Source organism: Roseibium sp. (assembly GCF_048260565.1).
In the GTDB taxonomy this organism is placed as follows: domain Bacteria; phylum Pseudomonadota; class Alphaproteobacteria; order Rhizobiales; family Stappiaceae; genus Roseibium.
Genome location: NZ_JBLXGP010000010.1, coordinates 1 through 19,840, shown reverse-complemented (window position 1 = coordinate 19,840; position 19,840 = coordinate 1). Strand labels below are relative to the sequence as shown.

Here is a 19,840-nt window from a genome sequence, read left to right as displayed (position 1 = left end):
TTTCGGGCTGATGCCCGCGTGAACCCTGTTTGTCGCTTAAGTCGTAAACTCATACCATGTCGGCTTCATTTACGATTTCAAGACTTAGACGAATCGTCATCCGACCGCAGGTCGCCACGAAGCGGCTCCGGCAGCAGTCCCTCGGGCCGGAAGCGCAGCACAAGCTGCAACATCAGGCCGATCAGGAACAGACGGATGTATTTCGCCTTGACCGCATATTCCTGCGGAAGTTGATCAGTTGCAATCTCGGAAACTGACCAAATGGTCCAAACCACCGCCGCACCAAGGATCGCACCCCGGTTGTTGCCCGATCCTCCGAGGATCAGCATGATCCAGACGAGGAAGGTCGCAACCATCGGATCGATGGCCTCCGGCGTGATCGAACGGTTGAAATGAGCAAACAGCGCGCCGCCCAAGCCCATCAGGGCCGAGCCGAAGATAAAGGCTTCCAGGCGCCGGTACTCCACATTCTTGCCCATGGCGCGCGCCGCCAGTTCGTTGTCGCGGATCGCCCGCATCATCCGCCCCCAGGGCGCATTGAACTGTCGTTCCACCATCAGGTAGGCGACCAACAGGACAAGGACAACAATCGCCAGATAGGCCATCTGCGACTCGACATAGGGAAGGTCGCCGTAGGGACGCGGAATGTTGGAAATTCCACGAGCACTGTTGGTCAGCTCCGCTTCCGACTTGATCACCAGACGGATGATTTCCGCAACGCCGATGGAAGCGATTGCCAGATAATCGGAGCGGAAGCGCAGGCAGATCTTCCCGATCGGCCAGGCGATCAGCGCGGCCGCAATCATTGCGCCGATCCAGCCCACATAGAACGGCAGTTCGAACCCGCCGAGCCGCCCGTCCGCGTGAGGACTGGTCAGGATCGCCGAGGTATAGGCGCCGACGGCGAAGAAGCCGGCGATACCTGCATTGAAGAGACCGGCAAAGCCCCATTGGATGTTCAGGCCCAGCGCCAGGAGCGCATAGATGCCGATGAAGATGCCCATGAAGAGGGCGTAATTGGCGAGACCGATAAGTTCCATGATCCTGCGCCTCCCTCTAGAGAACCTTGCCGCGCAGCAGCCCGGTCGGGCGCACCAGCAACATGAACAGGAGAATGGCGAACGCCATGGCCGCCTTGTACTCGCTCGGCAGAACGAGAACGGACAGTTCCTCCGCAATCCCGACGATCAGCCCGCCGATGACGGCCCCTTCCACACGCCCGACCCCACCGAGAATGGCGCCTGCGAACATCGGCAGCAGCATGTGCCAGCCCATCATGGACTTGAGTTCGGTATTGATCCCCAAGAACACGCCCGACGCGGCGCACAACCCGCCGGCAATCACCCAGGTCAGAATGACCACCTTCTTGTTGTCGATCCCCGACAGGAGCGCCAGGTTGGGATTGTCCGACATGGCCCGCATGGCCTTGCCCCATTTGGAGCGAGACAGGAACAGCTGCAGGCCACCGACAAGGACCAGCATGATCACCACCGTGTAGATCTCGCGGTCCTTGATCCGGAGACCGAAATAGGTTTCCGGCCGAACGATGCCGCGAACGTAGCTCTCCGCATCGACGCCCCAGACCACCTGCACCACGGATCGCACCATCAGCGCGATGCCGAGCGAAGCCATCACGGTAACGATCTTCGGCCGCTCGCGCAGATGTTCGTAAAACATCTTGTCGATGCCGACGGCGACACCGGCCGTCAGGATCATGGCAAGCGGCAGCGCCGCCAGAGGCGTCAGGCCGAAACCGGTCACGATGGCAAGGGCCAGAAAGGCGCCGAGCGTCGCCAGGTCGCCATGGGCCAGATGGGCATAACGCAGGATCGCGAAGATCAGCGTGATGCCGACAGCACCGAGCGCATAGATCGACCCGAGAACGAGGCCCGGGATGAAATAGAAGTTCAGAAAATCCAGAAGGCTCATATCGTTTCCTCACCCGCCGAGGAACATTTCGGCGACCTCACGGTCGGCGAGGAGATGGGCACCCGTGCCTTCGTGCCGGTTCTGCCCGGCGGCAAGCACATAGCCGCGATCGGCGAAGGCCAGCGCCTGTTTGGCATGCTGCTCCACCAGGAGAATGGCAACGCCGGTCTCACGCACGTCCCGGCAGATCTGGAAGATCTGCTCCATGTAACGCGGCGACAGGCCGGCGGTCGGCTCGTCGAGAAGCAGCAGCTTGGGATCGAGCATCAGCGCCCGGCCCATGGCGACCATCTGGCGTTGGCCGCCAGACAGGCTGCCCGCAAGCGTCTTGCGCCGCTCCTTGAGATCCGGAAACAGCTCGTAGACCCGGTCATAAGCCGCCGACAGGTCGCCCTTCTTCAGGAAGGCACCCATTTCAAGGTTTTCGTGGATCGTCATTTCGCGGAAGATATTGTCCACCTGCGGCACGTAGCAGATGCCGCGCTGGACGATCCGGTTCGGTGCCCAGCCGGTGATATGGTCGTCATCGAAGACGATCGAACCGCCACGGACCTTCAAGAGGCCGAAGACCGCTTTCATGGCCGTGGACTTGCCGGCGCCGTTCGGGCCGACGATGACCACGATTTCCTTTTCGTCCACCTGGATCGAGACGTCCTGGAGAATATCCGCGTCCCCATAGCCGCCGGTGACACCGTTCATCGAAAGAAGAATTTTCACGCGGCATCCCCCACCGTCTCGCCGAGATAGGCCTCGAGCACGCGGGCATCGGAGCGCACGGTCTGGAAATCGCCCTGGATCAGCACCGTTCCCTCAGCCATGCAGATGACCGGATCGCAGAGCTTCTCGATCATCTCCATGTCGTGCTCGATCAGGATGAAGGTGTAGCCGCGCTCCTTGTTGAGGATCTGGATCTTTTCCTCCAGCTTCCTCAGAAGCGTCCGGTTGACGCCGGCCGCCGGCTCGTCGAGCAGAACCAGCTTGGCGTCGGTCATCATGGTGCGGCCGAGTTCCAGCAGCTTCTTCTGTCCGCCGGACAGATTGCCCGCACGCTGATGGGCGACATGGGTCAGCTCAAGAAATTCGAGGGTCTCGTAGGCCTTCGTCTCGACCTCCTCCTCGTTCTTCCTCACCTGCCCCCATCTGAACCAGTTGGCGAACAGTCCCTCGCCGACCTGATGCGGCGGCACCATCATCAGGTTTTCCAGGGTGGTCAGATGATGAAATTCGTGCGGAATCTGAAAGGTTCGCACCAGACCTTTATGAAAAAGCGCGTCGCTCGAAAGTCCCGTCACGTCCTCTTTCAGGAACTTGATGGTTCCGCTGGTCGGTTCAAGCGCTCCCGCGATCATGTTGAAGAGGGTCGTCTTGCCCGCTCCATTCGGTCCGATCAATCCGGTGATGCTTCCTTCCTCGACGTGGAAAGAACATCCGTTGACGGCCCGAAAACCGCTGAAGTTCATGACAAGCTGGTTGAGTTCCAGCATATAGGCTCCTCGCCGCCAATCTTGTGGCGATCTTTTGTTTTACCCCGTCTGCGTGCCGGGCAGCCTACGTTTTCCGCAGGACAGCCCGTATTGGCGCTGCATCGAGCCCTTCTAGCTTCATTGGCAGCGCAATCAATTCATAATCCCCCGGTTCCGCACAATAAAGCGCCAGATTCTCAAGAATCCGCATGTCGTGGCGCCGTGCAACCATATGGGACGGTAAATCCTTGGAGGTTTCCGGGTCCACCGACGGCACGTCCACACCAATAAGTTTTACCCCGGTTTCGGCCAGAAGCGTCATCGTTTCCGGCGCCAGGGTGCGAAATCCCGTCGGCCAGACCATCGGATCGATGCGTTCCGCGAGCCGGAGCAGGATGCGCGGCGGCGCGTTTTCCAGTTGCCCGGCAATATCCTCCGGACGGCACAATGGTTTCGTTCCGCGTGCATCGATCAGCCGGGCGGGACCCAGAAAGTCGGAAAGATCCAGTTGATCGATGGACTTGCCGTCGGCATCGTAGTGCAGCGGCGCATCCGCATGGGCACCACAATGAGTGGACATGGAAATTTCGGTGACATTGACCGGGCACCCCGGCCCGATGGCGAAGGTCTGTGCCGTCCGGCACGGCGCATCTCCCGGAAAAACGCCCATTCCCGCCCGAACCGGTGGCGTTATATCGATCAGCCTCGTCACAGATCCGCTCTCAGGGCCCAGAGTTCGGGAAAGAGAACCACATCCAGCATGCGGCGCAAATAGGTGACCCCGCTGGTGCCTCCGGTTCCGCGTTTGAAACCGATCACACGTTCGACCGTGGTGACGTGGTTGAAGCGCCAGCGCCGGAAATAATCCTCGAAATCGACCAGTTTTTCCGCAAGCTCGTAGAGCGGCCAGTGCTTTGCCGGTTCCCTGTAAACGGCGATCCAAGCCTCGCGGACGCTGTCATTCGCCTGATAGGGATCTGCATGATTGCGCGCCAGATGCTCGGCATCGATCCGGAAACCGGAGCGGGCCAGCAAGGCAATTGCCTCGTCGTAGAGGCTGGTCTCATGCTGCAGCCGGGTCAGCCAGCCATGGACCTCCGGCACATGGGCATGGGGGCGGAGCATGGCGGCATTCTTGTTGCCCGCCAGAAACTCGATGGCCCGGTACTGGAAAGATTGAAAGCCGGAGGATTGTCCGAGCGCCTCGCGAAACGTGGTGTATTCGCTCGGCGTCATGGTGCGCAGCACGTCCCAGCTCGAATTGAGCTGGTCGAAGATGCGCGCGGTCCGGGTCAGCATCTTGAAGGCCGGCGGCAGATTGCCCGACGCGACCGCCGCCTTTGCCGCCGTCATTTCGTGCAAGGCCAGCTTCATCCAGAGTTCGGACGTCTGGTGCTGAATGATGAACAGCATCTCGTCATGGGCCGACGACAGCGGCGACTGAGCGGTCAGCACCTTGTCGAGGGCGAGATAATCGCCGTAGGACATGCGCCCGTCAAAGGCCATCTGCGCCCCGTCGGCGGCCGGATCGTAAGGCGTATGCGGCTCGCTCATTGTCAGGTCACCTTTTGCTTCTTCTTGAATTCATCCCGGTCCCACAAGCGCTCTGCCAGGATCTTCTCCAGAATATCCACGGCGCGCATCACGTCGGCATGGGACAGGTAAAGCGGCGTGAAACCGAAACGCACCGTATCCGGCGCGCGGAAGTCGCCGATGACGCCATGGGCGATCAGCGCCTGCATCAATGCGTATCCATTGTCGAAACGGAACGAGATCTGGCTGCCGCGGCCTTCCGGATCGCGCGGGCTGGCGAGCACCAGATCCGGACAGCGCACCTCTACTTCCGACAGGAAGAGTTCGCACAAGGACACCGACTTCGCGCGCAGCTCGTTCATGTCCACATCATCGAAGACGTCGAGCGCCGCATCGAGGGCAGAGAGTGACAGAACCGGCGGGGTTCCGACCCGCATGCGGCCGATGCCGCTCTCCGGGCGATAGTCGAGATCGAAGGCGAAGGGTGCCTCGTGCCCCATCCAGCCGGTCAGCGGCGGCCGGACATGATCCTGGTGCTCCGGCGCGACATAAAGAAAGGCCGGGGCGCCGGGGCCGCCGTTCAGATACTTGTAACCGCAACCGACGGCGAAGTCGGCCCCGGCACCTGCAAGGTCCACCGGCAGGGCGCCGGCGGAATGGGCCAGGTCCCAGATCGCCAGAGCCCCGGCCGCATGGGCCTTTGCCGTCAGCGCCTTCATGTCGTGCTTGCGGCCGGTCTTGTAGTCCACTTCCGTCAGCATCAGGACGGCGAGATCGTCGCCGATGGCGGCCTCGACCTCTTCCGGTGCGACGATCCGCAGTTCGTGCCCCCGGTCGAGCAGATCCTTCAAGCCGCTCGCCACATAGAGATCGGTCGGGAAGTTGCCGTTGTCGGACAGGATCACTTTACGTTCCGGACGCAGCGCAAGCGCGGCCGAGAGCACCTTGAAAACGTTGATGGACGTGCTGTCAGCGGCAACCACCGTGCCGGGAGCCGCACCGATCAGCCTTGCGATGCGGTCGCCGACCCTTTGCGGCAAGTCGATCCAGTCATGGTCGTTCCAGCCGCGAATGAGGCTCTCGCCCCATTCGTTCATGATCACCTTTTGCATGCGGTCCGGCACATGGGCAGGCAGAACGCCAAGCGAGTTACCGTCCAGATAGATCACCCCCTCCGGCAGCGAAAAGGCCGCCTTTTTAACCGCCAGCGGATCGTTTTCATCGAGGGGATGGGTGACAGGCATTCTTGTTTGCTTTCCGACGCATAAGGGCAGCCATCGGTGGCCGCATGGATAATTCTTTGGAGGCGGACGGTAACAAGACAGATGACGAAGCTCAAGTGATTATATATAATCTGATTGATTTGATATTTTCTTCGCAGCCTCCGGATTAGATGTCTCAAACCAATTCCGCCTATGAAACCCTGCGCCGCGCGCTCCTGGACTGCGATATCGCGCCGGGTGCGCCGCTGGCGATTTCCAGCCTGAAGGCCCGGTTCGGCTTCGGCTGGACGCCGCTACGGGAAGCGCTGTCGCGGCTGGAAGCGGAAAGCCTGGTGACCTTCGAAAAGAACAAGGGCTATCGGGTTGCTCCCGTCTCTGTCGCGGGACTGAAGGATCTTCAACTTGCCCGGACCGCCGTCGAGACCACGCTCTTTACCCGCTCCATTGCCCGCGGCGGCGACAAGTGGGAAGCCGATCTCGTTGCGGCTCATTATCTGCTGGCCCAGGCCTCTCCCCCCACCCCAGGGGCCGTAACGGCCGAAGGCTTTCTCTGGGAAGAGCGGCACGACGCCTTTCACGCCGCCCTCTTGTCGGCGGCCGACGCCCCCTGGCTGGCGCACCTGGCTCGCCAGACAAGCGACCAACTCCACCGGCATCACCGTTTCATCCTGAACGGGGCCGATGTGGCGGAACAGCTCGGAGGCAAACAGGGCCAACGGATCCGGGACGTTTTCGCCAGGACGCTCGGCATCGCCCATCACACACGGCTCATGGATGCGGCCCTTGCCCGTGATCCGGTGGCCGCCACCCGTCTGCTGGAAAAGCACATCGGCTTCACCCTTGCCGTCTATGAGGTGCTCTGGCCGGAGAACGGCGAATAGGCCGATGCAGAACAATCCGGGCGATCAAAGCCGCCTTGCTTCATTGTGCCGTTTGCCTTTTTGACTGGCTTTGCTAGAACTTTCGCGGACTCCAGTCGCCTGCTCCTTTTGAAGAGCTGGCATTTGATTGCGTACAATCGTATACGCATCGGACAATCCATCTACGAAGGTTCATTTCAAGCCTTCACCGACCGCATCTTGAACACTGGGAAATGTAAAAGTCATGGCCGACATCATCTACACCAAGGTCGACGAAGCACCGGAACTGGCAAGCGCCTCGCTGCTGCCGATCATCCGGGCCTTCACCAAAGAGGCAGGCATCACCGTCGGCACCAAGGACATTTCGCTGGCCGGCCGTATCCTGGCGAATTTCCCGCAATATCTGACCGACGCCCAGAAGCAGTCGGACGATCTGGCCGAGCTCGGCAAGCTGGTGACCCAGCCGGACGCCAACGTGATCAAGCTGCCGAACATCTCCGCCTCCCAGCCGCAGCTCAACGCCGCGATCAAGGAGTTGCAGGCCCAGGGCTATGCGATCCCGTCCTATCCGGACAGTCCGTCGACCGACGAGGAAAAGGCGGTCAAGGCGACCTATGACGCGATCAAGGGCTCAGCCGTGAATCCGGTGCTGCGCGAAGGCAACTCCGACCGCCGCGCGCCCAAGGCCGTCAAGGAATACGCCAAGAAGAACCCGCACTCCATGGGCACCTGGCTGCCGACCTCCCGAACCCATGTTTCGACCATGGGCCACGACGACTTCGCCAGCAACGAAAAGTCCGTCACGGTCGCTGCAGCCTCCGCCGGCACGGCGAAAATCGAATTCGTCGGCACAGACGGCGCCGTCACCGTCCTGAAGGACAACCTGAAGCTCACCGAAGGCGACGTCCTCGACGGCACCTTCATGAGCGCCAAGGCCCTGCGCACGTTCCTGGAAAAGGAAATCGAAGACGCCAAGGCAAAGGGCGTGCTCTTCTCCGTCCACCTGAAGGCCACCATGATGAAGGTCTCCGACCCGATCATCTTCGGTCACGTGGTCAGCGTCTTCCTGAAGGACGTCTTCGCCAAGCACGCCGACACCCTGGCGGCCGCCGGCGTCAACCCGGATCTCGGCATCGCCGATCTGGAAGCCAAGGTCGCTGCCCTGCCCGCCGACAAGGCCGCCGAAATCCAGGCCGACATCAAGGCCGCGCTCGACAACGGTCCGGCTATGTACATGGTGAACTCCGACAAGGGCATCACCAACCTGCATGTCTCTTCCGACGTCATCATCGACGCCTCCATGCCGGCCCTGATCCGCGCCGGCGGTAAGGGCTGGGGTCCGGACGGCAAGGAAGCCGACGCCAAATGCGTGATCCCGGACTCCTCTTATGCCGGCGTCTATGATGCGGTCATCGAGTTCTGCAAGAAGAACGGCGCGCTCGATCCGTCGAAGATGGGCACCGTGCCGAACGTCGGCCTTATGGCCCAGAAGGCCGAGGAATACGGCTCCCATCCGCAGACCTTCAAGGCTCCGGCCGACGGCACCATCCGCATCGTCGATGCGGCCGGCACCACGCTGATCGAGCACAAGGTGGAAGACGGCGACATCTGGCGCGCCTGCCTGACCAAGGACGCGCCGATCCGCGACTGGGTCAAGCTCGGCGTCACCCGCGCCCGGCTCTCCGGCATGCCGGGCATCTTCTGGCTCGACAAGAACCGCGCCCATGACGCGGAGCTGATCAAGAAGGTCGAGGCCTACCTGCCCGAGCACGACACCTCCGGCCTCGACCTGCAGATCATGGCACCGTCCGATGCCGCCCGTTACACGACCGAGCGCATCGCCCGCGGCGAAGACACGATCTCCATCACCGGCAACGTGCTGCGCGACTACCTGACCGATCTCTATCCGATCCTCGAAGTGGGCACCTCGGCCAAGATGCTGTCCATCGTGCCGCTCATGGCCGGCGGCGGCCTGTTCGAAACCGGCGCCGGCGGCTCGGCACCCAAGCACGTGCAGCAGCTGATGGAAGAAAACTACCTGCGCTGGGATTCGCTCGGCGAATTCTGCGCGCTTGGCGCGTCGCTTGAACATCTCGCCAACGTCAAGAGCAATGCCAAGGCCCAGGTCCTGGCCGACGCCCTCGACACGGCGGTCGAGAAGCTGCTCGACAACGGCAAGTCCCCGAGCCGCCGCGTCGGCGGCCTCGACAACCGCGGCAGCCACTTCTACATCGCCCTCTACTGGGCCCAGGCCCTGGCAGCCCAGGACAAGGACGCCGAGCTCAAGGCGCATTTCACGCCGATCGCGGAAGCTCTGACCGCCAACGAGGACAAGATCGTCGCGGAACTCAACGGCGTCCAGGGCAAGCCGGTCGATACCGGTGGCTACTACCATGCCCCGGCCGACAAGGTCGCCGCCGCCATGCGCCCGAGCGAGACCCTGAACGGCATCATCGGCTGATCGGCCGATACATTCGGAAATCGGAAAGGGCGGCCGCGTGCCGCCCTTTTCTTTTTTCAGGCAAGAGACATCCTCACAGCGCCTTTTCGAAGAAGAAGTCCGGATAGGGATCGTCGTTGAAGCGGTCGATTTCTCTCCAGCCGGCGGTCTGGTAGAAGCGGACCGCTTCCGGCAAGGCGCTGTTGGTGTCCAGGCGCAGGAGATCGATCTCCAGTTCCCGCGCGATCTCTTCCACCTCCGCCATCAGCCGCCGGGCAAGGCCCATGCCCCGGGCCGCCGGCGATACCCAGAGGCGCTTGATCTCGGCATAGCCCTTGTCGGTACCCTTCAGACCGACGCAGCCAAGCGGCAGGCCATCGGACATGGCAACCAGAAAACATCCGCGCGGACGGATCATGTCGGTCGCATCCGGATCGCAGGACAGCGACACATCGAAACCGCCGTCGAAGCGGCGGTTCAATTCCCCGTAATATTCTTCCAGACAGTAGCGGGCAGCCGGATCCCTCGGATCGCATTCCTCAAGCGTCCATTTTTCCCGGCCCAGCGCGGAGGCCACCAGATCCATGGCCTCCAGCAGCGCTTCCGGATGCGGATATTTCGCAAGCAGATCCTGCGCCCGCCCGTCCGACAGATGTTCATAAGCCCGGAACTCTTCCTGTCCCTTGGAGGTCAAGGTCGCTCTGCGCTTGCGGGCATCGTCCGGATCGGACGTCACCTCGATCAGTTTTTCGTCTTCAAGGCCGCGCAGGAGCCGGCTCATCAGACCGGAATCGAGACCGAGATAGGCACGAACGGCCGCCACATCGGTCCGGCCATGACCAATGGCATTGAGAACACGCGCGGCGCCCAAAGGGCGGCCACGCCCGAGAAACGACGTATCGAGTGCGCCGACCTCTGACGTGACGGAGCGGCTGAATCGGCGGAAGCGGGAAATATCGTCCAACATAATTACCTGACTTAAGTCAGATATATTTTCCTGTCAATCGAAACAGCGCTCCCCCCCCCCGGCAATACCGGTCTCCGTCATGGCGAAAGCAAAGGGCACGCACGGCGGTCGCGTCCTCAATGCGGATGACGCATCTCAGCCGTCCTCGTTTCCCGGGTTATTGCCCCGCGCCTGCGCGGCCAGAAAATCGCGCAACTGATCCCTGACAGCATCGGCCGATTCCGGCGTCCATTTGCGGAAGCCTTCGCCGGACTTCATGCCCAGTTTGCCCGCCTCGCAGCATTCGACCAGATAGGGATGCGGCCCGGCGGTGTTATCGAGATCGGGCATGATCGTCTCGTGGATTGCCCGGGTCAGGTCGAGCCCGACAAGATCCGACTGTTCCATCGGCCCGAGCACCGCCATGCGCCGGCCGAAACCGTATTTGACCACGTCGTCGATGGTCTCCGCGTCGCAGACGCCGTTCGCCACCATGGCGATCGCCTCCCGCTTCAGCGCATGCTGTAGCCGGTTGCCGATGAAACCCGGCACGTCCTTCCTGGCATGCACCGGCTTGCGCCCGGCATCAGCCAGGATCTGAATCGTCTTTTCGACCGCCGGCAGGTTTTCCTCCGCCATCTGGACGACCTCGACCAACGGCACCAGATGCGGCGGATTCCAGAAGTGGGTTCCGACCACACGATGCTTGGTCTTCACCTTTGCCGCGATGATCCGGGTCGGGATCGAGGATGTGTTGGAGGCGAGAATGCACTCCGGCGAGACAAGGCCTTCCAGCTCCTCGAAGATCGACTGTTTCAGGGGAACGTTCTCGATCACCGCCTCGACCACAAAGGACGCGCCCCTGACGGCTTCGGCAACAGAGCCCACGCCCTGCACACGGGCACGCACATCCGGCCCCGCGCCGAACATCGCCTCGATCCCGGCGAGCCGGGACTGTAGGCTGTCGAGCGCCTCCTGAGAACTGTCATAAACCTTGACCTCATGGCCTGCTTCGGCGAGGAGCCAGGCAATGCCGTGCCCCATGAGGCCGGCACCGATGACCGCTGTCTTCAATTGTTCCGTCATTGCTTTTCCTGCTGTGTAACCACATCCACATACATAACCTGTCCGGTTCAGAAATCGGATGCATGTATCAGCAGATAAAGCGCCATCCCCATGAGATACTCCGCTTCGCCATACCGGCCTGGCGGAATGCAGGACAAGGAGTGCTTGGCGGATCAGCTCTGCGCTTCGGGCAGTTCCACGACAACACCGTCCAGGGCCGGGCTCATCTTGATCTGGCAGGAAAGGCGGGAATTCGGCCGCCGTTCGGAGACCACGCATTCCAGCATCTCGTCCTCGATCTCGCCCATCGGCGGCAGCAGGCCGAGCTTGTCTTCTTCCACGTAGCAATGGCAGGTGGCGCAGGAGCAGGACCCGCCGCATTCGCCCTCGATGCCCTCGATCCCGTTCATGGTCGCGCCCTGCATCAGGGTCCAGCCGTCCTGGAGATCGATTTCGGTCGCCGTACCGTCATGTTCGACGTAGGTCACTTTGGACATGGATGTTTCCTCCTGAATTTGATGGGGCCGCATGTCTTTTTCTGAGTATGCCGGCGGCAGAGGGAAATGCCGCCGGCGAGCTTCCCTACGTCAACCGACCCTGAGGTCGAGCCGCGTCGGGCTGCGGAAGGTGGTCGACGGCATCCACGGAAGTTGCTCCTGCACCCGGGAATACTCCGGCACACGCTTCAGGAATTCCTCGAAGATGATCTTCGTGGCGAGCCGCGCTATCGCTGTGCCGAGACAGGCATGCACACCGCCGCCGAACCCGAGATGCCCGCGCGGTTTGCGGGTGATGTCGTAGGTGTCCGGATCCTCGAAGCGGCGCTCGTCCCGGTTGCCGGCACCGTAGGCAAGGCAGACGAAATCGCCTGCTTTCAGAGTCTCACCGTGCAACTCGACGTCCTTTTTCAGGCAGCGCCTGAATCTCTGCGCCGACGTGTTGAAGCGCAGGCTTTCCTCCATCGCGTCCGGGATCAGCTCCGGATTGGCAACGAGCTGGCGCCGGGCTTCCTGATGGTCCGCCAGATTGAGTGCGAACATGGTCAGGAAGCCGGACAGGGATTCGATACCGGCCATGATCAGCGTCGTCACCGTCATCTGCACTTCCCGGTCGTCCAGCTTCTCGCCGTCGATTTCCGCGGTGATGAACTGGCTCATCAGATCCTCGCCCGGGGCCTTCTTGCGCTCGGCGATCAGGTTGGCGGCATACTCCGTCATCCACTTGTAGGCGGCCATGTGCTCCGGCCCCTTGCTGCGGGTCGTCGGATCCGACTGCACCATGAGCACCGCCTTGTCGCGCATGACGTCCTGTCCCTCCTTCGGCAGGTTGAACAGGTAGACCATCAGATCAACGGTGATCTTCGACGACACGTCGGTGACGAAGTCGAACGTCCCCTCACCCTCGATGGCATCCAGATGCGCATTGGTGACAGCCCGCGTCGGCTCGACGATATGGTCGAGCGCCCGCTTGGTCACAGCTTTCTGGATCAGGGCGCGCAGTCGGTCGTGGCGGGGCGGATCGGTGGTCCCAAGCGTCGCCCCGGCGCGGCCCGGAAACTCGTCCATCAGATTGCCGCTCGCCGAGGAATAGGTCTCCCAGTCGTTGAGCGCGGTCATGATATCCGCGTGGCGCGACAGGACCCACATGTTGGCCTCTGTGCTCCAGAAGGCCGGATAGTCGTCGCGAAGGCGCTTGTAGAACGGAAACGGATCCGCATCGACCGCCGGCGAATAGGGATTGAATTGAAACATTGTCTTTCTATCCTCCAAAGGCTCTCCTCAAGCCTTGGACAGGACAATAGGTCCGATAGTTACGCAAAATAATGGAGTTTTCGCACCAATTCTGGTACTTTTGGTCCAAACTTTGCGAGCCCGTATGAAGAAACCCGTAAGTCAGATCGGCGTCACCCGCTACGCGCTCTTCGGCGAAGAGCTTGCCGGAGAGGACCCCGAATTCATCCACATCGAGGACATCCGGACAAGATCGCGCCTCTACGAATGGCGGATCACGCCCCACGTCCACCAGCGCATGCTGCAGATCGTTTTCGTCGCGGAAGGCTCGGTGCAGGTGCACCTGGAAGACCGGACGCAATCTCTGGACGGTCCGTGCGCGATCACCATCCCCGGCGGCGCGGTGCACAGCTTCACCTTTTCAGAGGGCACCGTCGGCTATGTGGTCACCGCCGCCGATACGGTTGCCATGGACGCCCGCTTCCGCCGAGCGCGGAAGTTCTTCGAAGCCCTGATGAAGGAACCGCACATCCTGGACTTTGCCAATGCCCCGGACGATGCGGATTTCATTCACACCTCGCTGATGCAGATGGCCCGGGAGTTCAGCCAGACCCAGCCGGGCCGCAGCTCCATGCTGGACTGGCTGTTGCGGGTGGTGATGATGGCGGTCGCCCGCCGGGCGGAAACGGTGGCCGTCGCGACAGGCGCGCGCGGTTATGCCCACGAGACCTTCGCCCGCTTCACCGGCCTGGTGGAGGATCACTACCGCGACCACTGGTCGATCGGGGACTATGCCAGGGCCCTGGCCATGAGCCCGGCCCGGCTCAACCGCCTGTGCCAGAGCTTCGCGGGAAAACCGACCCAGGACATCATCCACGCTCGCGTCGCACTGGAGGCCAAAAGGCTCCTGACCTACACCAACGCCACCTCGGCCATGGTCGCCTACGAACTGGGCTTCCAGGACCCGGCCTACTTCACCCGCTTCTTCCGCAAGCGCACCGGCAAGACCCCGAGCCAGTTCCGCTCGGAGCCGATCGCGGAGGCTTAAGCCTCCTGCGGGAACTGTTCCGTGTCGATGTCCGGCTGCTGGGCCGTGCTGTAGCGGGGACCGACAACCGTCTGCTGGTTGATGATCGCATCGAGGCGGTCGACGACCGACTGGTCGATTTCCACGTCCGCGCCGCGGGCGTTTTCCGCCAGATGATCGAGACTGGTCGTGCCCGGAATGGCATGAATGTGGTCACCCTTGGCGAGCACCCAGGCAAGCGCCAGTTCCGCCATCGAACAGCCCACCTCGTCGGCAACCAGTTTGTAATCGTCGAGAAGCTTCAGGTTGCGCGCGTAGTTTTCCGGCGAAAAGCGCGGCATGTTGCGCCTGAGGTCGCCGGGGTTCGGATTGAGCACATTGTCCATGCCGAACTTGCCGGTCAGGAAGGCACGGGCAAGCGGGCTGAAGGCCACAAAGGAAATGCCCAGTTCCTTGCAGGTGTCGAGCACCGCGATTTCGGCATTCCGGGTCCACAGCGAATATTCGGTCTGAACGGCCGTGACCGGGTGTACCTTATGGGCGCGCCGGATCGTTTCGGCTGACATTTCCGAAAGCCCGTAGGTCTTGATCTTGCCTTCCTGGACCAGTTCGGCAAAGGCGCCGGCGCTGTCCTCGATCGGAATGTTGCGGTCGAAGCGGTGCAGGTAATAAAGATCGATCACGTCGGTCTTCAGGCGGCGGAGACTGTCCTCGCAGGCCTGCTTGATCCGCTTCGGATCGCCGTCGATATCGCGCGGCTTGTCGCCCTTGCCCGGATAGAGCCCGCATTTGCTGGCGAGGAAATACTCGTCCCGGCGGCCGCCGATCGTCTCGCCGATGATTTCCTCGCTCTTGCCGGCGCCGTACATGGTCGCGGTATCGAAGTGGGTGTAGCCCAGGTCGAGCGCCTTCAGAAGAAGGGTCGCGCTGTCTTCCCGGCTGAGGGCATTGCCGTAGCCATGCGCGAAATTCATGCAGCCGAGACCGACTGCCGAAACCGTGAAGGGACCAAGCTTGCGTTGCTTCATGAGACTGCTTTCGTGAAATCTGACTGTGCGGGCGGGACGAAATCTGACGATTGGAGATTACAAAAAAAAGACGCCCGGGCGCAATTGCCCGGGCATCATAACTCGCAGCGTGGCGCTTATCGGAACGAACGCTCGATCGTGTCGAGGGTCTCCATGGCCGGAAGGACCTGGGCGACGCTCGCATTCGGCTCGCGGCCTTCCTTGATCGCGGAGAAGAACTCGCGGTCGATCAGCTCGATGCCATTGTTGGAAACGGCAACGCCCGACAGGTCGATCGGCTTGTCGTAACCGTCGAACAGATCGTCGTAGCGGGCAAGGTAGGTGCCGTTGTCGCAGATGTAACGGAAGAAGGTGCCGAAGGGACCTTCGTTGTTGAACGACAGCGACAGGGTGCAGATCGCCCCGTTCGGGGTCTTCATGCCGATGGCCATGTCCATGGCGATGTCGAGGTCCGGATGCATCGGGCCCTGAAGGCCGAAGCTTTCGGACACCGTTTCGCCGGTCTGATACTGGAACAGGTCGACCGTGTGGCAGGCGTGGTGCCACAGAAGGTGATCGGTCCAGCTGCGCGGCTCGCCCTTGGCATTGGTGTTGGAGCGGCGGAAGAAATAGGTCTGGACATCCATCTGCTGGATCTTCAGCTCACCGGCCTTGATCTTGTTGTGGATCCACTGGTGGCTCGGGTTGAAGCGGCGGACCTGTCCGGCCATGGCCACCAGACCCGTTTCCTTCTGCTTGGCAACGACGCGCTGGCTGTCGGCGAGGCTGTCGGCCATCGGGATCTCGACCAGCACATGCTTGCCGGCTTCCATGCAGGCAACCGCCTGATCGGCGTGCATCTGGGTCGGGGTCGCCAGGATCACCGCGTCGACGTCGTCGCGTTCAAGGCATTCTTCAAGCGTCGCACCGGCATGGCCGATCCCGCGTTCTGCCGCGAACGCTTCGATCTTCTCCTTGGTCGGCCCCATCACCGAGGTGACCTGAACGTCTTCGATGTTTGCAATGGCATCAAGGTGCTTGATACCGAAAGCGCCGTAGGCGCCGGCGACACAAACTCTCATGTGACAATTCCTCTCAGTTCTAGATGACATGCCCCCGGGACGGGTCCGGAACGGATCCTGAAACCGGTCCCGGGGGCATTCGCTTTAGGCAGCTTTGTTTTCCAGAATGATGTGGCCGACCGCCGTGTTGGAAGCCGGAACATGATAGTGGCGATGCACCTCGATGACCTCGTCGTCGAGCGCGCCGCGCATGACATGCCACATCACCATTTCCACACCTTCGGAGCCGGCTTCACGCAGGTATTCCACGTGGGGGATCTTGCTGGCATAGACCGGATCTTCCGTCAGCAGATCGAGGAAGCGCTTGTCCCATTCGGCGTTGATCAGGCCGGCCCGCTTGTACTGCAGCTGGTGGCTCATGCCACCGGTGCCGAAGATGACCACGTTGAGGTCTTCCTCGAAGGACTCCACGGCGCGGCGGATCGCCTTGCCCAGGTTGTAGCAGCGGTTGCCGGTGGGTGCGGGATACTGCACCACGTTGACGGCAAGCGGAATGACCAGCGCCGGCCACTCGTCGTCCGGCCCCATGTCGCCGTACATGACCGAAAGCGGCACGGTCAGGCCGTGGTCGACTTCCATCTCGTTCATGATGGTGATGTCGAACTCGTCCAGGACCAGCGACTGGGCGATATGGCTTGCCAGCTTCTGGTGGTTCTTGACCACCGGTACCGGACGCGGTCCCCAGCCTTCATCGGCCGGTTTGAACTCGGCGGCAGCACCGAGCGCGAAGGTCGGGATACAAGACGCATCGAAGGCCGTGCAATGGTCGTTGTAGACGAGGAAGATGACGTCCGGGTTCTTTTCCTTCATCCACTCGCGCGACTTTTCGAAGCCCTTGAAAACGGGCTGCCAGTAGGGCTGGTCGGTGATCTTGGTGTCCATGGCCACGCCGATGGCGGGCACGTGGGAACAACCGACGCCTGCGGTGATACGGGCCATTAATCTTCACTCCATTCCGATTTGTAGCGATTGCCTTCGATGGACCGGCCGCCATGCAGCATCATGTCCCGGTAGGCTTCCACGCCCATGCCGGTCATCAGCCCGGCGAGATTCTGGAAATTGATGCCGTCGTTGGCGGCAAGCTTCGAGGTGTAATAGATGTTGCCGCCCAGCTCGAGCAGCCCGTTCCAGTCCCGTTTCAGCACCGCTTCACGCTGTTCGGGCTTCATCGGAAATTTGTCCAGATAAGCCTCTTCATTGGCGTTGAATTCATCGCGGTTCTTCTGCAGTCTCAGCGAGATGCAGAACTGGTTCAAATGGTAACCTTCACGCGACCGATCGGCATCGAACACGAAGGTTCCAGGAATATCTTCATATTCCTTTTCCATGGCCAAGTTTCTCCTGTGAATCCGTTTTCTGCCCGGTTCCCGCGGCCGCTCGGGGCCAAACCGGGAAACCGGAATCCTCCAATTGCGACATCGCCCGCATGGCGCCGCCAAGGTCTGTCCTTATGCGGCTGTTCAGGCGCGGCGCGCGTGCGTTACGGCATTGAAACCGGCGCTTCGATAGTCGATGCTGGTCTGCGCATTCCGGCGGCCCGTCCAATGCCCCGTCCAATGCCATGCGTCATGGTTCATCTTATCATAAAATCGGCTTCGCCCCTCCGGACGAAACAGGCCTTTTTCAGGCGCCCGGTTTCGGGCTTCCCGGCCGGCCGGCGAAGCTTTCCCCTCCTCACGTTTCGCTTCCACAGCATGTATACATGACCGATACAGCCTGTCTCCCTATCATTCAAGAACGCCGAAAGGGTATTCAATCGAAGAGGCTGCTATTCATTTTTTCAATAGAAGCGCTTCTTTGGCCGCTCCTGAGAGATCCGAAACGCTGATTTCGCGCAGGTAAGTGAGGAACTGTTTCTGCGTCTCCGTCGGCCTCCAGTCTGCACGGTAGGTCAAGCCGATGGGCCTGGTATTGTTGGTGAGGTCTATCGGCAGCGGTTTCAGAAGATCGCGCTCCAGTTCGCTGCGGATCTGGCTTTGCGAGATAATCGTGATGTAATCCCCCATCATCAGCAGGCCACGCACCAGAATGAGCGAACTGGAGACCGCCCGGACCGGCGTCTCGGGCAATTCATCGATCCGCAAGGTATCGAACAGATAACCGCCGGCCGGCGTCGTCTTGGGCGGAGCCACCCACGGATAGGCGAGCGTATCTTCAAGCGTTACGTTCGCCTTCTGCAACAGGGGATGATTGGCGCCGACCACGATGGCCAAAGGGTCGTCGAACAGGACCTCTTGTACCACATCGTCGACCGGGAGCGTCTTGCGCAGGGCGCCGACGAGAAAATCGATGTCCCCCTGGCGAACGCCCTGCAGGAGTTCCGCATAGACCCCGTCGAGAACACGTATCTGCACCTTGTCCCGAACCCGGACCATACGGTCGATCGCCATCGGTAGAAGATAGGTCCGCGCCAGCGGCAGCGATCCGACGATAATCTGGCTGGAATCCCGACCCAGAAAATCGTCAACCTCGTCGAAACCCTGCTGCAGTTCGGCCAGCGCAAGCTTTGTTCGCTGCGCCAGAACCTGGGCGGCCGGCGTCAACGAGATACCCTCCTGCGCCGGATTGAAAAGCTTGATACCCGACAACCGTTCCAGATTGCGCGCCGCGCGATGGATCGACGGTTGGGAAATGCCGATATTCCGGGCGGCAATACTGAAATTATGCGCCTCCGACATGGCGATCAGGGCCCGAAGCTGGGCGGCCGTCACCAGGCGGTCGAAATGGGAAAAGCCGCGTTCCTTCTGTTTTGCCCCGACCCTGGACGCTTCCCTTGCGCCGACCTGCAGATGGTCCAGCGCACGCTCGACACGCTCCAGCAGGCGGCCGCCGACCTCCGTTGCGAACATGCCGTCCGCGCGCCGCTCGAACAGCTGGACATCGAGTTCGTCTTCCAGTTTTGAGATCGCCTGGGTCACGGCGGGTTGGGACAAATGCTCCTTTTCCGCGGCCGCACTGACGCTGTGGCACTGCGCGACGCGCCTGAACACCCTCAGATGCCGGATGTTGGGAACCTTCAATCTCATTCAGTGACCGCTTCCTGTTTGGAATTCGTTATAGCAAAATTTTATAACAAGCGTTCCCTTTTGAAATGGGATTCTTGCAGCTTCTGGAGCATCGTGCGCACGAAACCTCGTCGCTCGAGGGGCAAAACGAGATATTCAGGGCGGAAAATTCAATATGACTTCAAAGAAAACGGCATTGGTTATCAGTGCGCATTCGGCGGATTTTGTGTGGCGTTGCGGTGGCGCGATCGCGCTGCACGAGGAGCGCGGCTACGACGTGACGGTGGTATGCCTGTCCTACGGCGAACGCGGCGAGAGCGCGAAGCTGTGGAAGCAGGAAGGCATGACCCTGGAGAAGGTCAAGACCGAACGGCGCAAGGAAGCCGAGAATGCGGCCGCCGCGCTCGGTGCTTCCGACATCCGCTTCTTCGACCTCGGCGACTATCCGCTCACCCTGGACCGGGACGCCAAGGACCGCATGGTCGACGTGATCCGCGAAGTCCAGCCGTCCTTCATGCTGAGCCACTCCA

Annotated in this window: 20 protein-coding genes; 4 read left to right on the top strand and 16 right to left on the bottom strand. The window is 61.2% G+C overall.

Annotation, left to right across the window (positions count from 1 at the left end):
• Positions 1-77: 77 nt before the first annotated feature.
• From ACN0SO_RS18955 to kynU, 7 genes are all read right to left on the bottom strand, one after another.
• Entirely contained in the window at positions 78-1,040 is a 963-nt protein-coding gene (locus ACN0SO_RS18955; protein ID WP_417680294.1) for a branched-chain amino acid ABC transporter permease, read from the bottom strand.
• 16 nt (positions 1,041-1,056) lie between these two features.
• Positions 1,057-1,929 carry a branched-chain amino acid ABC transporter permease gene (locus ACN0SO_RS18950; protein WP_417680293.1) on the bottom strand — a complete coding sequence of 291 codons (873 nt, stop codon included), beginning with the start codon at positions 1,927-1,929 and terminating at the stop codon, positions 1,057-1,059.
• A 9-nt stretch (positions 1,930-1,938) separates the two neighbouring features.
• The gene (locus ACN0SO_RS18945) at positions 1,939-2,646 is read right to left on the bottom strand and encodes an ABC transporter ATP-binding protein (protein WP_417680292.1); all 708 of its coding nucleotides are present in this window, start codon (positions 2,644-2,646) and stop codon (positions 1,939-1,941) included.
• On the bottom strand, positions 2,643-3,413 hold the full coding sequence (locus tag ACN0SO_RS18940; RefSeq protein ID WP_417680291.1) for an ABC transporter ATP-binding protein: 771 nt from the start codon (positions 3,411-3,413) through the stop codon (positions 2,643-2,645). Before ACN0SO_RS18940 ends, ACN0SO_RS18945 begins: the two co-directional genes overlap by 4 nt.
• Positions 3,414-3,477: 64 nt before the next feature.
• Entirely contained in the window at positions 3,478-4,104 is a 627-nt protein-coding gene (gene kynB, locus ACN0SO_RS18935) for an arylformamidase (RefSeq protein WP_417680290.1), read from the bottom strand.
• Positions 4,101-4,946 carry a tryptophan 2,3-dioxygenase gene (kynA, locus tag ACN0SO_RS18930; RefSeq protein ID WP_417680289.1) on the bottom strand — a complete coding sequence of 282 codons (846 nt, stop codon included), beginning with the start codon at positions 4,944-4,946 and terminating at the stop codon, positions 4,101-4,103. The genes kynB and kynA overlap by 4 nt, the downstream gene beginning before the upstream one ends.
• 2 nt (positions 4,947-4,948) lie before the next feature.
• Complete coding sequence (gene kynU / locus ACN0SO_RS18925; RefSeq protein WP_417680288.1) at positions 4,949-6,169, bottom strand: kynureninase; 1,221 nt, start codon at positions 6,167-6,169, stop codon at positions 4,949-4,951.
• A 149-nt stretch (positions 6,170-6,318) separates the two neighbouring features.
• Here kynU and ACN0SO_RS18920 point away from each other — a divergent pair, with 149 nt between their 5' ends.
• Entirely contained in the window at positions 6,319-7,029 is a 711-nt protein-coding gene (locus tag ACN0SO_RS18920) for a GntR family transcriptional regulator (RefSeq protein ID WP_417680287.1), read from the top strand.
• A 223-nt stretch (positions 7,030-7,252) separates the two neighbouring features.
• Entirely contained in the window at positions 7,253-9,469 is a 2,217-nt protein-coding gene (locus ACN0SO_RS18915) for an NADP-dependent isocitrate dehydrogenase (RefSeq protein ID WP_417680286.1), read from the top strand.
• Positions 9,470-9,542: 73 nt separating this feature from the next.
• Here ACN0SO_RS18915 and ACN0SO_RS18910 read toward each other — a convergent pair whose 3' ends face one another.
• The 4 genes from ACN0SO_RS18910 to ACN0SO_RS18895 form a co-directional block, all read right to left on the bottom strand.
• Positions 9,543-10,415 carry a bifunctional helix-turn-helix transcriptional regulator/GNAT family N-acetyltransferase gene (locus ACN0SO_RS18910; protein ID WP_417680285.1) on the bottom strand — a complete coding sequence of 291 codons (873 nt, stop codon included), beginning with the start codon at positions 10,413-10,415 and terminating at the stop codon, positions 9,543-9,545.
• A gap of 135 nt (positions 10,416-10,550) precedes the next feature.
• Positions 10,551-11,480 carry a 3-hydroxyacyl-CoA dehydrogenase family protein gene (locus tag ACN0SO_RS18905; RefSeq protein WP_417680284.1) on the bottom strand — a complete coding sequence of 310 codons (930 nt, stop codon included), beginning with the start codon at positions 11,478-11,480 and terminating at the stop codon, positions 10,551-10,553.
• Positions 11,481-11,632: 152 nt separating this feature from the next.
• Positions 11,633-11,956: a 2Fe-2S iron-sulfur cluster-binding protein gene (locus ACN0SO_RS18900; protein WP_417680283.1), complete on the bottom strand. Its 324-nt coding sequence runs from the start codon at positions 11,954-11,956 to the stop codon at positions 11,633-11,635.
• Positions 11,957-12,046: 90 nt separating this feature from the next.
• Positions 12,047-13,210, bottom strand: a complete 1,164-nt coding sequence (locus ACN0SO_RS18895) for a cytochrome P450 (RefSeq protein WP_417680282.1) — start codon at positions 13,208-13,210, stop codon at positions 12,047-12,049.
• Positions 13,211-13,334: 124 nt separating this feature from the next.
• On the opposite strand from ACN0SO_RS18895, the gene ACN0SO_RS18890 reads away from it, so the two are divergent.
• Entirely contained in the window at positions 13,335-14,237 is a 903-nt protein-coding gene (locus tag ACN0SO_RS18890) for a helix-turn-helix domain-containing protein (protein WP_417680281.1), read from the top strand.
• Here ACN0SO_RS18890 and ACN0SO_RS18885 read toward each other — a convergent pair.
• The 5 genes from ACN0SO_RS18885 to ACN0SO_RS18865 form a co-directional block, all read right to left on the bottom strand.
• Positions 14,234-15,244 (bottom strand): aldo/keto reductase, encoded by a 1,011-nt coding sequence (locus ACN0SO_RS18885; RefSeq protein WP_417680280.1) that lies wholly within the window; start codon positions 15,242-15,244, stop codon positions 14,234-14,236. The genes ACN0SO_RS18890 and ACN0SO_RS18885 overlap by 4 nt on opposite strands.
• 116 nt (positions 15,245-15,360) lie before the next feature.
• The gene (locus ACN0SO_RS18880; protein WP_417680279.1) at positions 15,361-16,305 is read right to left on the bottom strand and encodes a Gfo/Idh/MocA family oxidoreductase; all 945 of its coding nucleotides are present in this window, start codon (positions 16,303-16,305) and stop codon (positions 15,361-15,363) included.
• Positions 16,306-16,389: 84 nt separating this feature from the next.
• Positions 16,390-17,244, bottom strand: a complete 855-nt coding sequence (locus ACN0SO_RS18875; protein ID WP_417680278.1) for a class III extradiol dioxygenase subunit beta — start codon at positions 17,242-17,244, stop codon at positions 16,390-16,392.
• Positions 17,244-17,633 carry a protocatechuate 4,5-dioxygenase subunit alpha gene (ligA, locus tag ACN0SO_RS18870; RefSeq protein WP_417680277.1) on the bottom strand — a complete coding sequence of 130 codons (390 nt, stop codon included), beginning with the start codon at positions 17,631-17,633 and terminating at the stop codon, positions 17,244-17,246. The genes ACN0SO_RS18875 and ligA overlap by 1 nt, the downstream gene beginning before the upstream one ends.
• A 444-nt stretch (positions 17,634-18,077) precedes the next feature.
• A complete protein-coding gene (locus ACN0SO_RS18865; RefSeq protein ID WP_417680276.1) occupies positions 18,078-19,331 on the bottom strand; it encodes a LysR family transcriptional regulator in 1,254 nt (417 codons plus the stop codon).
• Positions 19,332-19,485: 154 nt separating this feature from the next.
• Between ACN0SO_RS18865 and ACN0SO_RS18860 the strand changes: the two genes are divergently transcribed.
• A partial coding sequence (locus ACN0SO_RS18860; protein WP_417680275.1) for a PIG-L deacetylase family protein occupies positions 19,486-19,840 on the top strand: 355 nt, incomplete at its 3' end.

Coding starts and splice junctions, on each gene's coding strand:
- kynU (WP_417680288.1), bottom strand. CDS start 6,169: ATGCCTGTCACCCATCCCCTCGATGAAAACGATCCGCTGGCGGTTAAA.
- ACN0SO_RS18885 (WP_417680280.1), bottom strand. CDS start 15,244: ATGAAGCAACGCAAGCTTGGTCCCTTCACGGTTTCGGCAGTCGGTCTC.
- ACN0SO_RS18900 (WP_417680283.1), bottom strand. CDS start 11,956: ATGTCCAAAGTGACCTACGTCGAACATGACGGTACGGCGACCGAAATC.
- ligA (WP_417680277.1), bottom strand. CDS start 17,633: ATGGAAAAGGAATATGAAGATATTCCTGGAACCTTCGTGTTCGATGCC.
- ACN0SO_RS18905 (WP_417680284.1), bottom strand. CDS start 11,480: ATGACGGAACAATTGAAGACAGCGGTCATCGGTGCCGGCCTCATGGGG.
- ACN0SO_RS18910 (WP_417680285.1), bottom strand. CDS start 10,415: ATGTTGGACGATATTTCCCGCTTCCGCCGATTCAGCCGCTCCGTCACG.
- ACN0SO_RS18955 (WP_417680294.1), bottom strand. CDS start 1,040: ATGGAACTTATCGGTCTCGCCAATTACGCCCTCTTCATGGGCATCTTC.
- ACN0SO_RS18940 (WP_417680291.1), bottom strand. CDS start 3,413: ATGCTGGAACTCAACCAGCTTGTCATGAACTTCAGCGGTTTTCGGGCC.
- ACN0SO_RS18895 (WP_417680282.1), bottom strand. CDS start 13,210: ATGTTTCAATTCAATCCCTATTCGCCGGCGGTCGATGCGGATCCGTTT.
- ACN0SO_RS18920 (WP_417680287.1), top strand. CDS start 6,319: ATGTCTCAAACCAATTCCGCCTATGAAACCCTGCGCCGCGCGCTCCTG.
- ACN0SO_RS18950 (WP_417680293.1), bottom strand. CDS start 1,929: ATGAGCCTTCTGGATTTTCTGAACTTCTATTTCATCCCGGGCCTCGTT.
- ACN0SO_RS18915 (WP_417680286.1), top strand. CDS start 7,253: ATGGCCGACATCATCTACACCAAGGTCGACGAAGCACCGGAACTGGCA.
- ACN0SO_RS18875 (WP_417680278.1), bottom strand. CDS start 17,244: ATGGCCCGTATCACCGCAGGCGTCGGTTGTTCCCACGTGCCCGCCATC.
- kynA (WP_417680289.1), bottom strand. CDS start 4,946: ATGAGCGAGCCGCATACGCCTTACGATCCGGCCGCCGACGGGGCGCAG.
- ACN0SO_RS18865 (WP_417680276.1), bottom strand. CDS start 19,331: ATGAGATTGAAGGTTCCCAACATCCGGCATCTGAGGGTGTTCAGGCGC.
- ACN0SO_RS18890 (WP_417680281.1), top strand. CDS start 13,335: ATGAAGAAACCCGTAAGTCAGATCGGCGTCACCCGCTACGCGCTCTTC.
- ACN0SO_RS18880 (WP_417680279.1), bottom strand. CDS start 16,305: ATGAGAGTTTGTGTCGCCGGCGCCTACGGCGCTTTCGGTATCAAGCAC.